Genomic DNA, 15,268 nt, shown 5'->3' with positions numbered 1-15,268 from the left:
CGGGGCCGGGCGGGGGATGACGCGCCGAGATGGGCATGATGAAGCGCATGACGATCTCAGCAGACGAGCTGCTCACCACGACCCGCAGCGTCCGCAAGCGCCTCGACCTCACCCGCCCGGTCCCCTTGGAGCTGGTCAAGGAGTGCCTGGACATCGCGCTCCAGGCGCCGTCCGGCAGCAACGTGCAGAACTGGCACTGGGTGGTGGTCACCGACCCGGACAAGCGCAAGGCCATCGGCGGCTACTACGAGCGCGCGTGGCGCCGCTACCGCGAGTCGGCGGCGTCGGCAGGGCGGCTGTTCGCCGACGACCCCGACAGGGCCGCCGTCCAGCAGCGGGTCTCGGAAAGCGCCGCCTACCTCGCCGAGCACATGGGCGAGGTGCCGGTGCTGGTGATCGGCTGCCTGACCGTGCCGGCCCTGCCCGAGGGCAACCAGGCCGGGCTGTGGGGCTCGCTGCTGCCCGCCGCCTGGAGCTACATGCTCGCCGCCCGCGCCCGCGGCCTGGGCACCGCGTGGACATCGCTGCACCTGGCGTACGAGCACGAGATCGCCGAGCTGCTCGGCATCCCGGGCGACGTGCGCCAGGGGGTGCTCATCCCGACCGCCTACTACACGGGCGAGACGTTCGGGCGGGCCAAGCGGCAGCCGCTGGACACGGTGCTGCACATCGACCAGTGGTGACCTTTCACCGCAAATCCCGATATTTCAAGATTCGCTGCTCGATGCCGGGCTTCTCGACTTAGGATCTTCGCCAGACCCCTGATCCAGAGGAGCCGACAGTGCCCGAGAGTGAGCAGGAGAGCGCGCCCAGCGGGATCGACACGAGCAAGCCCAGCGTCGCCCGCGTCTACGACTACATGCTCGGCGGCAAGGACAACTACGAGGTCGACCGGCAGGTGGCCGCCGCCGCTCTGAAGATCGCGCCGGACGCGCCGCAGGCGGCGATGGCCAACCGGGAGTTCCTGCGGCGCACCGTCCGCTACCTGGCGGGCGAGGCAGGACTGCGGCAGTTCCTGGACATCGGCTCGGGGCTGCCCACGCAGGGCAACGTGCACGAGGTGGCCCAGTCCGTACGCCCCGGCGCCCACGTCGTCTACGTCGACCACGACCCGATCGTGCTCGCCCACGGCCGCGCGCTGCTGGCCGTGGACGAGACCACCACGTTCGTCGACGCCGACGCCCGCGAGGCCGAGAAGGTCATGGACGACCCGAGGACGCGGGCCCTCATCGACTTCTCCGAGCCGGTCGGGCTGCTGCTCTTCGGCATCCTGCACCACCTCAGGGACGAGGACGACCCGAAGGGCGTCGCCGCCCGCTACATCGGCAGGCTCGCGCCGGGCAGCCACGTGGTGATCTCCCACTTCCACAACCCGGGCCCGGCCCTGGCCGAGGTGTCCGAGCAGGCGGCCACCGCGGAGCGGCTGTTCAACGAGCACCTCGGCACCGGCCGCTGGCGCACCCGGGAGGAGATCCTGGCCTACTTCGAGGGCCTCGAACTGCTGGAGCCCGGCCTGGTGCCGCTGCCCGAGTGGCGGCCGGAGACCGGTGACCACCAGGCGGCGCCGGGGATCACGTACCACACCTTCGTGGGCGGCGTGGCACGCAAGCCCTGATCCCCGGACGGCCACCGGGCGCGCGGCTCAGCCGACCGGCAGCTTGCCGGAGGTGACCACGTCGCGGTACCAGAAGGCGCTGTCCTTCCAGGTGCGCTCCATCGTCTCGCGGTCCACCCGGACGATGCCGAACCGCTTGGCGTAGCCGTGCGCCCACTCGAAGTTGTCCATCAGCGACCAGACGAAGTAGCCGCGCACGTCCACGCCCTGCGCGATGGCCTCGCCGACCGCCGTCAGGTGGCGGTGCAGGTAGTCGACGCGGTCGCTGTCGTGCACGCGCCCGTCGGGGGAGACCGGGTCGGGGAAGGCCGCGCCGTTCTCGGTGATCATGACGGGCAGGCCCGGATAGTCGCGGTGCAGCCGCAGCAGCAGCTCGGTCAGGCCGGTCTCGTCGATGTTCCAGCCCATCTCCGTGTACGGGCCGGGCTGGCGCACGAACTCCACGCTGTCGCAGGCGATCCACGGCGAGGCCGCGCCGTCCTGGTGGCCGTCGGCGGTCTCCTTGGGGCCCTTGCCGTCCCAGTGCCGCACCAGCGTCGGGTTGTAGTAGTTGACGCCGAGCACGTCCAGCGGCTGGTTGGCGATCGCGGTGTCGCCGTCGCGCACGAACGACCAGTCGGTCACCCCGGCGGTGTCGGCGAGCAGGTCGGCCGGGTAGGCGCCCTCCAGCATCGGGCCGAGGAAGGCCCGGTTGGCCAGCGCGTCCGTGCGCCGCACCGCGTCCGCGTCGGCCTCGGACACGCCGCGGATGTGGTGCAGGTTGAGCGTGACCGACATCTGCGCGTCCTTGGCCGCGGTCGAGCGCAGCGCCTGCACGGCCAGGCCGTGGCCCAGGTTGAGGTGGTGCACGGCGGCCAGCGCGGCGGCCGGCTCGGTGCGCGCCGGGGCGTGCACGCCAGAGGCGTAGCCCAGGTAGGCCGAGCACCACGGCTCGTTCAGCGTGATCCAGGTCCGTACGCGGTCGCCGAGCGCCTCGCCCATGATCCTGGCGTACTCGGCGAAGCGCTGCGCGGTGTCGCGGTTCGGCCAGCCGCCCGCGTCCTCCAGCTCCTGCGGCAGGTCCCAGTGGTAGAGGGTGGCGACCGGCGCGATGCCCCGGCTCAGCAGGCCGTCCACGAGCCGCTGGTAGAAGTCGAGCCCGGCGGCGTTGACCGGACCGCTGCCGCCCGGCTGCACGCGCGGCCAGGAGATGGAGAAGCGGTAGGCGCCGACGCGCAGCTCGGCCAGCAGGTCGAGGTCCTCCTCCAGCCGGTGGTAGTGGTCGCAGGCCACGTCGCCGGTGTCGCCGTTGGCGACCAGGCCGGGCGTGTGGGAGAAGGTGTCCCAGATGGACGGGCCGCGGCCGTCCTCGTTCCAGGCGCCTTCCACCTGGTAGGCGGCGGTGGCGGTGCCCCAGACGAAATTGTCGGGAAAGGCGGACATGTCACTCCTTGTGGGCAAAAGGTGATCTCAGGAAGAGGGAGGTTCAGGGGGCGGCGGCCCGGCGGCTTCCGCCGGGACCTGTGCGGCGGGTGATCATCCTGCGGCGCCGCCCGTGGGGACCAGCGCGGCGACCTCGCGGGGCGCCAGCGTCACGGAGCCCTCGGCGGTGGCGCCGGTGAGCAGGTCGTCGGCGCGTTCCGGCAGGTCCACCCGTACGGTGTCCGTCCCGTGGTTGAGCACGAACAGCACCTCGCCGCGGCGCACCGCCTCCACGCCGGGCGGCAGCGCGGGCAGCACGCCCGTCACGCCCGCGTCGGCCAGCACCCGCTCGGCCAGCGCGGCGAGCGCGGCCGGCTCGGGCATGGTGCCGACGTACCAGGCCAGGCCGTCGCCGTGCCGGTGGCGGGTGACGGCGGGCAGCCCGGCCAGGCCGCCTGAGGCGTACTCGGCCACCACCTCGGCGCCTTCGGCCGCCAGCAGCTCGGTCCAGGTGTCGGCGGTGAACTCCGCGCCGCCCTGCCAGCGGCACCGTACGGGCTCGCCCACGGGCTGCCACTCCTCGCCGGAGGCGCCGAGCACCTCGCGCAGCGGCGCGGGGAAGCGCCCGATGCGGATGTGCGCGCGCGGGTCCGCCACCCCGGAGAACGGGCCCACCACGAGCACCCCGCCGCGCCGGACGTAGGCGTCGAGACCGGCCGCCTGCTCGTCGCTGACGAGGAACAGGTTCGGCACCACGACCAGCGCGTACGCGTCCAGGTCCGCCCCCGGCGGCACCACGTCAACGGCGACGCCGCGCTCGAAGAACGGCACGTAGTAGCGCAGCAGCTGCTCGTCGGCGTTGAGCCGGTCGCTGGGCCGCCCGCGCTCCTCCAGCGCCCACCAGCTCTCCCAGCCGAACATCATCGCCACCCGCGCCGGCACCTCCGTGCCCGCCACGCCCGACAGCCTGCGCAGCTCCCGGCCGTGCTCGCGCACCGCGCGGTGCAGCCGCGTCTCGGGGCCGGCGTGCGGCACCATCGCGGCGTGGAAGCGCTCGGCGCCGAAGCGGGAGGCCCGCCACTGGAAGTAGCAGAGCCCGTCCGCGCCGCGCGCCAGCGCCTGCAGCGACTCCAGGCGGAACTGTCCCGGCGGCTTGGGCAGGTTGTGCGGGCGCCAGTTGACGGCGCTGGTGGCCTGCTCCATCAGCAGCCACGGCCGGCCCTTGGCCAGGCCGCGCATGAGGTCGTGGGTGAGCGCGGTCCTGGCCGGGGTGAGCGGGTCGCCGGGCTCGGGGTAGCAGTCGTTGGCGACCACGTCCTCCTCCTCGGCCCACGCCCAGGAGTCGATGCCCTTGAACAGGCCCATGAAGTTCGTGGTGACCGGCACGCCGGGGGTGCGGGCGCGCAGCACGTCCCGCTGGGCGCGGAAGTGCGCGAGCATCTGGTCGGAGCAGAAGCGCCGCCAGTCCAGCCGCTGGCTCGGGTTGACGATGTAGGGGGCGGCGCGCGGCGGCAGCACCTCCGCCCAGTCGGAGTAGCCCTGGCTCCAGAACGTCGTGCCCCACGCCTCGTTGAGCCCGTCGAGGCCGCCGTACCGCTCGCGCAGCCAGCTCCGGAACGCGGCGGCCGAGGCGTCGCAGAAGCAGACCTGGCCGTACTCGTTGCCGACGTGCCACATCGCCAGCGCCGGATGACCGGCGTAGCGGTCGGCCAGCGAGGTCACAAGATCGAGGGAGCGCTCCCAATAAACGGACGAAGAAGGACAAAACTGGTTGCGCGCGCCGTACCAGAGCGTGTGGCCGTGCTCGTCCACGGGCAGCGTCTCCGGCCAGCGGTGGCCCAGCCACGGCGGCGGCGAGGCCGTCGGCGTGGCCAGGTCCACGCCGATGTCATGCGCGGCCATCAGGTCGAGCAGCCGGTCCAGCCAGCCGAAGTCGCGCTTGCCCGGCTCGGGCTCCAGCCGCGCCCAGCTGAACACGCCGACCGTGACCAGGTTGACCCCGGCGTCGCGCATCAGCGCGGCGTCCTGTGCCCACACCTCCTCAGGCCACTGCTCGGGGTTGTAATCCCCGCCGAACAGCAGTCCCCGTCTCTGGGTGAGGGTGTGCATACCGAGCTTCACGAAGCGGCTCCCGTACGAGGTGGTGCGGAACTGTCGCCGGTCACCAGCCGGCAGGGCACCAGGCGCTGCCGGGGCGGCCCGCCGCCGCCCAACCGGTCGATGAGCATGCGGGCGCCCAGCCTGCCCAGCTCCGCGCTGGGCGGCTCGAGCGTGGTCAGCCTGGGATGGAAGATCTCCGCGACCCGCGCCGACGCCAGCACGAGCAGCAGCGTCAGGTCGTCGGGCACGCGCAGGCCGCGCCGCGCCGCGGCGGCGAGCACGCCGGCCGCCGCCCGGTCGCCCATCACGGCCAGCGCCGTGACGTCGGGGCGGACGTCGAGCAGCGCGTCCAGCGCCCGCGCGCCCTCCTCGCGGGAGCCCGCGTGGCCGCCGTCCACGTAGTCGAGCCCGGCTTCGCGGGCGGCCGTGGCGAGCGCGGCGGAGGAGCGGACGGCCGGGCCGTACCCGGCCTCGAACGCGGCGGCGGGCGAGTTGACGAAGGCCAGCACCCGGTGGCCGAGCCCGGCCACGTGCGCCACGGCCTGCCGCGCCGTGGCGGCGAAGTCGATGTCGGCGTAGTCGATGCCCTCGGGGTCGCGGGTGCGCCCGATCATCGCGAACGGCACCCCGGCGCGCGCCAGGAACGCCGGCCGCTCGTCGTCGAGCCGCACCTCCATCAGCAGCACGCCGTCCACCAGCCCGAGCCCGGTCAGGTGGCGCAGCTCCTCGACCGGGGCGGCGCTCTCCGGGGAGAGCAGCACGTGGTAGCCGAGCTCCTTGGCGGCCTCGGCCGCGGCGGTGGCGAAGCCCATCCCCGTCGGGCCGAAGCCGCCGGCCGGCGGCGGGAACAGCAGCGCGAGGATCCTCGTGCGCTTGCTCTGCAGGCCCCTGGCCAGCAGGTTCGGCCGGTAGCCGAGCTCGCGGGCGGCCTGCTCGATGCGCAGCTTGGTGGCCGCCGCCACCGGACGGGTGCCGTTGAGCGCGGCCGAGACGGTGCTGACGGCCACCTGCGCGCGTGCTGCCACGTCGCGCAATGAGGTCATGGCGCTCCAACGGTCGATATGAGAAATCGAAACGTTTCGACAACCTAAAGTCCGATTTGCGGCGTTGTCAATGGTGGAGCGCGGCCATCTCGAACGCTGGACGGGCGGCGGGCGCCATCGCGCCCGCCGCCCGCCGGTGTGCGCGGGTCAGTACACGTACGGCCAGCCGGCCGAGTCCCAGCCGATGAGGTTGATCCCGAGCTTCGGCGTGCCGTTGTCGTTGCGGTCGTAGTAGTGGTAGACGAGCAGGTCGCCGTCCACGTCCGACATCAGGCTCTGCCCGCCTGGGCCGACGACCTGATCGTGCGTCTCCAGCACCATCGTGCCGCCGCCGTCCAGCATCCGGCGGCCCGAGCGGTCCACGTACGGGCCGGTGGGGCTGGTCGAGCGGCCCACCTTGATCTTGTACGTGCTGTCCAGCCCGGCGCAGCACCGGTCGTAGGAGGCGAACAGGTAGTAGTAGTTCCCGTGCCGGATGATCGCGGGCGCCTCCACCGCGTACGGCGCGTCAGGCCGGGTGGCCAGGTGGTAGAGCGTGCGGTCGGAGGAGTGGCGCTTGCCGGTCGCCGGGTCGAGCCTGATCATCCTGATGCCCGTCCAGTACGACCCGAAGCTCAGCCACCACCGGCCCTGGGCGTCCACCAGCAGGTTGGGGTCGATCGCGTTGTGGTCGGAGCCGGTGGTCGTGGAGTAGACGATGCCCTGGTCGGTCCAGGTGCCCGGCTGGCCGGTCGAGCTGGTGGCCAGGCCGATCGCCGAGTTGTTCGATCCGAAGCTGGAGACCGCGTAGTACATCAGGTATCTTCCGCCCTGCTGGGAGATGTCGGGCGCCCACGGGTCGTTGCCCGACGAGTACGTACGCCACCACGACGGCGGCGTGCCGAAGGCGTTGCCCGCCCTGGTGAAGTGGATGCGGTCGGTCGAGGTCCGGGCCTCCAGGTAGCCGTGGGTGGAGTAGAGCACGTAGCCGGACGGGGTGCGGATCATCGTGGGGTCGTGCACGACCACGTCACCGGTGACCCGGCCGGGGCCGGGATAGGCGAGCGCGGCCGCGGTGAGCGTGAGCGCCGCCGCGGCGGCGGCGACGAGACGGGACAGGCGGCGCAAGGGTCCTCCTTCGAACGGGAAAGGTGACCGCTTCGCCTGCCGGACGCTGCGCCGGTTGCGTCGCAGGCAATGTAGGCGCGGTTTTCCGCGAGCGTCAACCCTGGGGTGCGCGGGCGTGAAAGTTACATGGCACCGGCTCCCGTCGCTTGCTCCTGAGCTGCGGCGATGCGGTGCGGCGCGGGGGCGGGTCTTGACGCGGCGGCTTGACGTTCGTAGGTTCGGGCCGCTTTCGAACCGTGATGTTAGCGCTAACATCAGCGCTCGGCATCAGCGCCGCCGGAAGCTGCGCCGCGTCACCCGCACCGGCCGGACGGCCCCGCGTCCGGCCGGGCTCCGCCGTGGCCGTGATCCGGCCTGACAGTCTCAGCGCGGTGCCCCATGGCCTGGCCCGCTGCGCCTGGCCCGCTGCGGCCGGCTCCGGGCGGCGGGCTCAGCTCGGTGGGGGCAGGAGAGCGGCGGCGGGCTCAGCTCGGTGGGGGCAGGGGAGCGGCGGCGGGCTCAGCTCGGTGGGGGAGCGGTGGAGCGGCGCTGGATCAGCTCGATCGGCCCGGCCAGCACCTCGGCCACCGTCGCGTCCGGGTCGAGGCCGCCCAGCAGCGTCACCCCGCGCCGGCCCAGCTCGGCCAGCGGCATCCGGACGGTGGTGAGCGCCGGGTTGAGATAGCCGGCCAGGTCGAGATCGTGCACCGCGACGATCGACAGGTCGCGCGGGATCTCCAGCCCGGCCGCCCGCGCGGCGTCCATCGCCCCGATCGCCGAGGCCACGTTCGCGACGAACACCGCCGTCGGCCGCTCGCCCTCGGGGGCGTTCGCGAGCAGCCTGGCCATCGCCGCCGCCCCGCCCGCGGGCGTGTAGTCGGCCGCCGTGATCGGCCCCTCCGGCAGGCCGGCGTCGCGCATGGCCGCCGAGTAGCCCGCCGACCTGCGCGCGGCCGTGTCGGCGCGGGACGGGCCCGCCAGATGCGCGATGCGGCGGTGGCCGAGGCGTACCAGGTGCTCGACGGCGAGCGCGGCGGCCCGCTGGTCGTCGAGGATGACGTAGCGCTTGACGCCCCTGCTGCGGTTGTTGAGCATCAGCCACGGGATCGCCGCCCGGTCGAGCTGCGCGGTCAGGCCGGAGTCGTCGCCGGTCCCGGCCAGCAGCAGCCCGTCGATGCGGCCCTGCCCGATGCGGTCCATGTACTCGCCGAGCCCGGCCCCGATCGCGCTGCCGGTGACCAGCACGTAGCCCTGCGCGGCCGCCTCCGCCTCCGCGCCCTTGATGATCTCGGCGTAGACGGGGTTGGCGAAGTCGGGGATGAACAGCCCGAACATGTGCGCCCGCGAGGTGCGCAGGCTGCGCGCGGCCACGTTCGGCCGGTAGCCCAGCTCCTCGATGGCGGCGAGCACGCGCTCGCGCGTCTCCTGCCGGATGTTGAGCGTCGGGTCCTTGTTGACGACCCGCGAGACCACGGCCCTGTCGACCTTCGCGACCGCGGCGACGTCGGCGAGCGTCACGCGGGCGCGCTTCATGACGGCGATCCCGGGCGTACGCTCTGGCCGCTGTCCATCGACCGGTAGAGCGCGTCGAGCAGGCGCAGCGTTCCGAGGTTGTCGGCGCCCGAGGTCTCCGGCTCGCCGCCCTCGGCGATCGCCCGCAGCAGCGACCCCATCGGCCCGGCCACCGCGTCGGGCAGCCAGCGCCGGGTCACCGGGTACGGCAGCCAGCCGTCCGTCGGCAGCACCCGGCTGTTCACCTCCAGGGTGTCGGGGCGGCCGTGCGGATAGTCGTACAGCAGGCCGAGCGTGCCCTTGATCGCGCCCTCGGTGCCGTCGATGCGGAAGGTCGCCTCGCCGTCGCCGGTGCGGTTCTCGTGGGTGGCGTGCACCAGCGCCCGCACCTCGCCCGGATAGACCAGCGTGCTCATCGTGCGCGTCTCGCCCTTGGCGACCTGCCCCGGCGTGCGGCTGCCGGTGCAGAAGACCAGCTCGGGGTCGCCCAGCACGGATCTGATCGCGTCGAGGTAGTGGATCGAGTGGTAGACGATCTCCAGCCGGTCGGTGGTGACCAGCCAGTCCCAGGCGCTCCAGTCGGTGAAGATGTCGACGGTGAACGTCATCGCCGTCGGCGCGCCGATCCACCCCTGACGCACCATGGCGCGGGCGGCCGCGATGCCCTCGTCGAAGCGGAGCTGCTGGTTGACCGCGATCTTGCGGCCGGCCTTGCCCGCCAGCTCCACCAGCTCCCGCCCGGTGGCCACGTCGGGCGCGAACGGCTTCTGGCACAGCAGGTGCTTGCCCGCCTCCAGGGCCTGCCGCGCGATGCCGGGCTGCGCGGCCGGCGCGACCGCGATGTCCACGACCTCGGCCCGCTCGTCGGCCAGCAGCTCCTCCAGCGACCCGTACACGCGCGGCACCCCGTGCCGGGCGGCCACCTCGGCGGCGCGTTCCGCGTTCAGGTCGTACAGGCCGGTCACCTCCAGCCCGGCCTGCCGGTAGGCGGGCAGGTGGGCCACGTCCACGATGGCCCCGGCGCCCACGATCGCGACCGGCCGGCGGTGCCCGGCCGGGATCGTCAGATCGGCGGCGGCCGCGATGGGCGCGAAAACGTCGATCACTGCTCCTCCATCCCGTAGAAGCGGGCCGCGGTGCCGCCGAGCACCTGCGCGCGGCCGGCCTCGTCCAGGCCCGACAGCGCGACCAGCGTCTCCCGCCACACCTTGGCGTAGTCGCCGGCGAGCGTGGCGACCGGCCAGTCGCTGCCGAACATCAGCCGCTCGGGGCCGAACAGCTCGATCGCGTGCTCGACGTACGGCCGCAGGTCCTCACCCGTCCACGTCTCGGCGTCGGCCGCGGTGTTGAGCCCCGACACCTTGGCGTACACGTCCGGGCACTCCGCCGCCCTGGCCAGCAGCGACGCCCAGGGCTCCCAGCCCTTCTCCTTGATCGGCGGCTTGGCCAGGTGGTCGATCACCATGCGCAGCCCCGGCACCCGCTCGGCCAGCACCGGCACGTGCTCCAGGTGGCGCGGCAGCACCGCCACCACGTCGAACGGCACCCCGGCCGCCGCCAGCAGCTTCAACCCTTCGATCACCGGCTCCTGCAGCACCCAGTCGGGGTCGGGCTCGTCGTGGATGAGGTGCCGGACGCCCGCGAACTTCGGATGCCGCCGGTACCGCTCCAGCGCCTCGGCCGCCTCCTCGGGCCGCAGCAGCGGCACCCAGCCGACCACCGCGCCGATGACGTCGTAGGCGTCGGCCTGGGCGAGCATCGCGCCGGTGTCCTCATAGGAGTCCATCGCCTGCACCAGGACCGTGCGGTCCACCCCGGCCGCGGTGAGCTGGGGCAGCAGCTCCGGCGGCTCGAACGTACGGAAGATCGGCCCCGACTCCGGCGTCAGCCAGGGGTACGAACCCGTCTCCAGGTTCCAGAAGTGCTGGTGGGCGTCGATGACGGTCATCCAGCTCCCCTTCCCATGATCAATCGTTTGAGCGTCACAAGGTAGCAGGAGGTTGGACGAGCTCCAGCGTGATCTCGTCCGGGTCGAGGAAGTAGCAGGCGTAACCGCCCTTGTTCACGCCCGCGGTGATCTCGGCGGGCGGGTTGACGAAGCGCACTCCCGCGGCCGACAGCCTGGCGTGCTCGGCGCGGGCGTCCTCGACGGTGAGCGCCAGGTGGGCGGCGCCGGGCAGGTGGCGGGCCGGGTCGCGGGGCGCACCGCGCGGCCGGACGTACTCGACCAGCTCCAGGTCGTGGGTGGAGACGCCGCGCGGCTGTCCCGGCACCGCGAGCTGGGCCACCCGCAGCACCGCGTCGGGGTAGCCGACCAGGCGGCGGGTGTAGTCGTTGTCCTGCACCTGCGTGTGCACGAGCGTGAAGCCGAGCAGGTCGCGGTAGAAGGCCACGCTCCTGTCCAGGTCGGCCACCGTGAACGAGAAATGCCAGACGCCTCTCATCGCATCGCCTCCTGTCCGGCGGCCGGCCGCGCCGCCGTCAGCCCTTGACCAGTCCCCGTACCTCCGCCGCGATCCTGGCGGCGTCCGGCACCAGCGCCCCGGCCAGCACCGGCGCGGCCGGGATCCGCACGTCCGGCGTGCCGATCCTGATCGGCGGCGCGAGCAGGGGCGCCCCCGCCTCCGTGACCCGGGCGACGACCTCGGCGCCGAAGCCGCCGGTGACGTTCGCCTCGTGGACGACCGCGAGCCGGCCCGTGCGCGACACCCCCGCGAGCACCGCGTCGAGGTCGAACGGGTTCAGCCACGGCGTCTCCAGCACCTGCGCCTCGATGCCCTCCCCGGCCAGCCGTCCCGCCGCATCCAGCACCCGGTGCGTCATCGCGCCCCAGGTCACGATCGTCACGTCCGAGCCGTCGCGGCGGGTGCGCGCCCCGCCCACCGGCCTGACCGCGCCGCCCGTCTCGACCGGCTCCTTGGGGCCGAAGTAGAGCGTGCGGTTCTCGATCACCAGCACCGGGTCGTCGCAGTGCACCGCCGTCACCAGCAGGTCGTAGGCGTCCTGCGGGGTGCTCGGCATGCACACCCGCAGCCCCGGCACGTGCAGGAACAGCGCCTCCAGCGACTGCGAGTGCTGCGCGCACGCGCCCGGCGCGTTGCCCTGCTGCGTACGGATCGTCAGCGGCGCCGCCAGCCGGCCGCCCGACACGTAGCGCACGTTGGCCGCCTGGTTGACGATCTGGTCCAGCGCCACCAGCGAGAAGTCGGCCCACATGATCTCCACGATCGGGCGGCGGCCGAACATCGCCGCGCCCACCGCGCTGCCCAGGATCGCCGACTCGCTGATCGGGGTGTCGAAGACCCGCTCGCCGTACCGCCCGCGCAGCCCCCGCGTCACCCCGAACACGCCGCCCGGCACGGCCACGTCCTCGCCGTAGACCAGCGTCTCCGGCAGCTCCTCCATCACCCGGTGCAGGGCCGCGTTCACGGCCTCACCGTAGGTCAGCTCACGCATACAGGTGCTCCCTCGCTGTGGCGGGGTCGGCGAGCGGCTCCGCCTGCGCGGCCGCCGCCGCGGCCGCCATCTCCTCGCGGGCCCGCCGCTCCACCGCGTCGATCTCCGCCTCCGGCACGCCGTCGGCCAGCAGGCCCGCGCGCAGCCGCGCGATCGGCTCCCTGCTCCTGATCCGGTCCAGCTCGCCCGGCTGCCGGTAGGTCTCGGCGTCGCCGATGTAGTGGCCGACCAGCCGGTCCGTCATGCACTCCAGCAGCGTCGGCCCGCCGCCCTCCCGGGCCACCTCGATCGCGTCGCGCACGTGGAAGCGCACCGCCTCGGCGTCGTTGCCGTCCACGCGCCGGCCCGGCATCCCGTATCCGGCGGCGCGCTCGGACAGGCGCGGGTTGCCCACCATGCCGGAGATCGGCGTCAGCTCCGAGTAGCGGTTGTTCTCGCAGATGAACACCACCGGCAGCCGGAAAGCGGCGGCGAAGTTCAGCGCCTCGTGCACCGCGCCCTGGTTCATCGCGCCGTCGCCGAACACGCTCACCGCGACCCGGCCGGAGCCGTCGTACCGGCCCGCCAGCGCCGCGCCGCAGGCCAGCGGCGCGCCCGCGCCGACGATCGAGTTCTCGCCGTGAAAGCCGTAGTCGGCCGCGGTGAAGTACGCAGAACCGCCGCGCCCGCCGTTGACCCCGCCCGCCCGGCCCATCAGCTCCGCGAACAGCGGCTGCGCGGGAACCCCACGGGCCAGCGCCCAGCCGTGCCCCCGGTAGGTCGCGAACAGCGCGTCCTGCGGATCCAGCTCGCCGCACGCGCCGACCGGGATCGCCTCCTGCCCGATGCACAGGTGCACCGACCCGACGATGGGGCCCTGCGCCCGCAGCTCCCGCACCTGCTCCTCGAACGCGCGGATCCGCCACATGGCCAGCAGGTCCGCCAGCCGTCTCTCACTCATGCTCGTGCCTCCAGGCCTTCAGGGCCGCGGCGCAGATGGCCCCGGCGTCGCCGATGTAGGACTCCGGCGGGATGGGCAGCGGGCCCAGGCTCTCCAGGTCGCCCGGCCCGGCCGTCTCGCGCAGCGCGTCGGCCAGCGCCCTGCCGTGCTCGCGCGCCTCGTGCGCCGCCCGGTAGACCAGGTCGTGCGCGCGCTCGCGGCCCAGCGCGGGCGCCAGGCGCATCATGTACGCCTCCGCCATGATCAGGCCGCCCTCCGCGTCCAGGTTGGCGCGCATCGCCTCCGGATAGACGCGCAGGCCGCCCGCCACGTCGGCGGCCGTGGCCAGCGCGCCCGCGGCCAGCTCGGCCAGCAGCGGCACCACGTACCACTCGACCTGCCACTCGCCGGCCGCCCGCTCGTGCCCGGCCTCCATCGCGCGGAACAGGCCCGAGCTGAGCGCGCCCGCCGTGCCCGACATGCCGATCACCGCCTCGCAGCCGATCGGGTTGGCCTTCTGCGGCATCGTCGACGAGGCGCCCCGGTGATGGCCGCCCGCCTCGCGCACCTCGCCCACCTCGGTCCGCGACAGGTCCACGACCTCGCGGGCGAAGCGGGCCGCCGTCGCCGCCAGCGACGCGCACGTCACGCCGAACTCCGCCACGCCGTCCCTGGCCACGTGCCAGGGCACCTCGGTCGTGCGCAGGCCCAGCTCGCGCGCCATCGCCGCGCGCACCTGCGACGAGCGCCCGCCCATGGCGGCCGAGGTGCCGCCCGCGCCGAACAGCGACACCACCCGCACCTGCCGCGCCGCCGCCGCCACCCGTTCGCGCTGCCTGGTCACCTCCGCGAGCAGCACCGCCATCTTCGCCCCGAACGTCGTCGGCACCGCCTGCTGGGCGTGCGTGCGGGCGGCGATCACCGTGCCGGCGTGCTCCTCCACCAGCCGCGCCACCGCGTCACCGAACGCGCCGAGCAGCTCCGCCAGCCGGTCGAGCGCCTCGCCGAGCTGTAGCGCCAGACCGGTGTCCATGATGTCCTGGGTGGTCGCGCCGTAGTGCACGCGGCCGTCGGGACCCTCCGGCAGCGCCGCGGAGATCATCCGTACGAGGGGGAGTATCGGGTAGCCCACGTTGACCGCCTCCGACCACAGGCGGGGCATGTCCACCGTCGCCGGCACGCACGCCGCGGCGATGGCCGCCGCGTCCCCGTGGCCGATCACGCCCGCTTCGGCCTGCGCCCTGGCCAGCGCCGCCTCGGTGCGCAGCCAGGCCAGCACCGTGCGCTCGGCGGAGAAGATCTCGGCCATCGCGGCGTCGCCGAACAGCTCGGGCAGCAGTTTGAACGTCTGCTTGCTCAAGGTCAGTTCATCTCCAGTCCGCCGTCGACGTTCAGGGCCTGGCCGGTCACGAACGACGCCAGGTCGCTGGCCAGGAACAGCACCGCCGACGCCACCTCCTCGGGCCGCCCGGGGCGCTTGAGCGGCGTGCGCCCGCTGACCTCCTTCAGGTGGCTCTCGCCGGCCCGCGGGCCGAAGCGGCGGTCGCGGTCGCTGAGGATCTCCTCCCACATGGGGGTGAGGAAGACGCCGGGGCAGACCGCGTTCACCCGGACGGGGGCCAGCGCTTCCGCCGCCGACTTGGTCAGCGACAGCAGCGCCGTCTTGGCCGCCGAGTAGTGGGCCGCGTTCGGCCGTCCCGAGCGGGCGGCCACCGAGGCCAGCGTCACGATCGAGCCGCCGCCCTGCCCGGCCATCCTGCGGCCGGCCGCCTGCGTCAGCCAGAAGGTGGCGTTGAGGTTGACGTCCACGACGCGCAGCCACTCATCGGGCTCGATGTCGAGCAGCGGCGTGGTGCGCATGATCCCGGCGCAGTTGACCAGCACGTCGATGCGGTCGAGATCGGCGACCAGGGAGACGGCCTGGGTGCGGTCGGTCAGGTCGGCGGGCCGCGCCGCGACGCCGAGCTCGGCCGCCGCCTCGGTCAGGCGCGGGCCCTCCAGGTCGGAGAGCACGACGTCGGCTCCCGCGTCGGCCAGGGCGCGGGCGCAGGCGAACCCGAGGCCGCCCGCGCCGCCGGTGACGAGCGCGGTGCGGCCGGTCAGGTCGATCGTGACAGGCATCCCCTCTCCCTCTGC

14 protein-coding genes are annotated in these 15,268 nt (G+C 73.6%); 2 read left to right on the top strand and 12 right to left on the bottom strand.

The window, feature by feature from the left end; genetic code table 11:
* The first annotated feature begins 47 nt into the window (after positions 1–47).
* Both AB0K67_RS26900 and AB0K67_RS26895 read left to right on the top strand, forming a co-directional pair.
* Positions 48–683 (top strand): nitroreductase family protein, encoded by a 636-nt coding sequence (locus tag AB0K67_RS26900; protein ID WP_364065601.1) that lies wholly within the window; start codon positions 48–50, stop codon positions 681–683.
* A gap of 98 nt (positions 684–781) precedes the next feature.
* Positions 782–1,615 carry an SAM-dependent methyltransferase gene (locus AB0K67_RS26895; protein ID WP_364065598.1) on the top strand — a complete coding sequence of 278 codons (834 nt, stop codon included), beginning with the start codon at positions 782–784 and terminating at the stop codon, positions 1,613–1,615.
* Between the two features lie 27 nt (positions 1,616–1,642).
* Here the strand turns inward: AB0K67_RS26895 and AB0K67_RS26890 are convergent, their stop codons facing one another.
* From AB0K67_RS26890 to AB0K67_RS26835, 12 genes are all read right to left on the bottom strand, one after another.
* Positions 1,643–3,037 carry a GH1 family beta-glucosidase gene (locus AB0K67_RS26890; RefSeq protein ID WP_364065595.1) on the bottom strand — a complete coding sequence of 465 codons (1,395 nt, stop codon included), beginning with the start codon at positions 3,035–3,037 and terminating at the stop codon, positions 1,643–1,645.
* Between the two features lie 93 nt (positions 3,038–3,130).
* Positions 3,131–5,137 (bottom strand): beta-galactosidase, encoded by a 2,007-nt coding sequence (locus AB0K67_RS26885; RefSeq protein WP_364065592.1) that lies wholly within the window; start codon positions 5,135–5,137, stop codon positions 3,131–3,133.
* Entirely contained in the window at positions 5,134–6,159 is a 1,026-nt protein-coding gene (locus AB0K67_RS26880; protein WP_364065589.1) for a LacI family DNA-binding transcriptional regulator, read from the bottom strand. Before AB0K67_RS26880 ends, AB0K67_RS26885 begins: the two co-directional genes overlap by 4 nt.
* A gap of 147 nt (positions 6,160–6,306) precedes the next feature.
* Positions 6,307–7,266 (bottom strand): arabinan endo-1,5-alpha-L-arabinosidase, encoded by a 960-nt coding sequence (locus AB0K67_RS26875; protein ID WP_364065586.1) that lies wholly within the window; start codon positions 7,264–7,266, stop codon positions 6,307–6,309.
* A 498-nt stretch (positions 7,267–7,764) separates the two neighbouring features.
* Positions 7,765–8,778, bottom strand: a complete 1,014-nt coding sequence (locus tag AB0K67_RS26870; protein ID WP_364065583.1) for a LacI family DNA-binding transcriptional regulator — start codon at positions 8,776–8,778, stop codon at positions 7,765–7,767.
* A complete protein-coding gene (locus AB0K67_RS26865; protein WP_364065580.1) occupies positions 8,775–9,863 on the bottom strand; it encodes a Gfo/Idh/MocA family oxidoreductase in 1,089 nt (362 codons plus the stop codon). Before AB0K67_RS26865 ends, AB0K67_RS26870 begins: the two co-directional genes overlap by 4 nt.
* Positions 9,860–10,705, bottom strand: coding sequence for an amidohydrolase family protein (locus AB0K67_RS26860; protein ID WP_364065577.1), 846 nt, complete (start codon positions 10,703–10,705; stop codon positions 9,860–9,862). The genes AB0K67_RS26865 and AB0K67_RS26860 overlap by 4 nt, the downstream gene beginning before the upstream one ends.
* 34 nt (positions 10,706–10,739) lie before the next feature.
* Positions 10,740–11,201 carry a VOC family protein gene (locus AB0K67_RS26855; protein WP_364065574.1) on the bottom strand — a complete coding sequence of 154 codons (462 nt, stop codon included), beginning with the start codon at positions 11,199–11,201 and terminating at the stop codon, positions 10,740–10,742.
* 37 nt (positions 11,202–11,238) lie between these two features.
* Positions 11,239–12,213 carry a transketolase C-terminal domain-containing protein gene (locus tag AB0K67_RS26850; RefSeq protein ID WP_364065571.1) on the bottom strand — a complete coding sequence of 325 codons (975 nt, stop codon included), beginning with the start codon at positions 12,211–12,213 and terminating at the stop codon, positions 11,239–11,241.
* Positions 12,206–13,153 (bottom strand): thiamine pyrophosphate-dependent dehydrogenase E1 component subunit alpha, encoded by a 948-nt coding sequence (locus tag AB0K67_RS26845; RefSeq protein WP_364065568.1) that lies wholly within the window; start codon positions 13,151–13,153, stop codon positions 12,206–12,208. The genes AB0K67_RS26850 and AB0K67_RS26845 overlap by 8 nt, the downstream gene beginning before the upstream one ends.
* Positions 13,146–14,492: an adenylosuccinate lyase family protein gene (locus AB0K67_RS26840; RefSeq protein ID WP_364065565.1), complete on the bottom strand. Its 1,347-nt coding sequence runs from the start codon at positions 14,490–14,492 to the stop codon at positions 13,146–13,148. Before AB0K67_RS26840 ends, AB0K67_RS26845 begins: the two co-directional genes overlap by 8 nt.
* A gap of 2 nt (positions 14,493–14,494) precedes the next feature.
* Positions 14,495–15,253, bottom strand: a complete 759-nt coding sequence (locus tag AB0K67_RS26835; RefSeq protein ID WP_364065562.1) for an SDR family NAD(P)-dependent oxidoreductase — start codon at positions 15,251–15,253, stop codon at positions 14,495–14,497.
* Positions 15,254–15,268 lie beyond the last annotated feature (15 nt).

This window comes from Nonomuraea sp. NPDC052634 (genome assembly GCF_040678535.1).
GTDB lineage: Bacteria > Actinomycetota > Actinomycetes > Streptosporangiales > Streptosporangiaceae > Nonomuraea > Nonomuraea fastidiosa.
The sequence above is the reverse complement of the archived record's forward strand: the minus strand, read 5'-3'. Positions and strand labels throughout refer to the sequence as shown.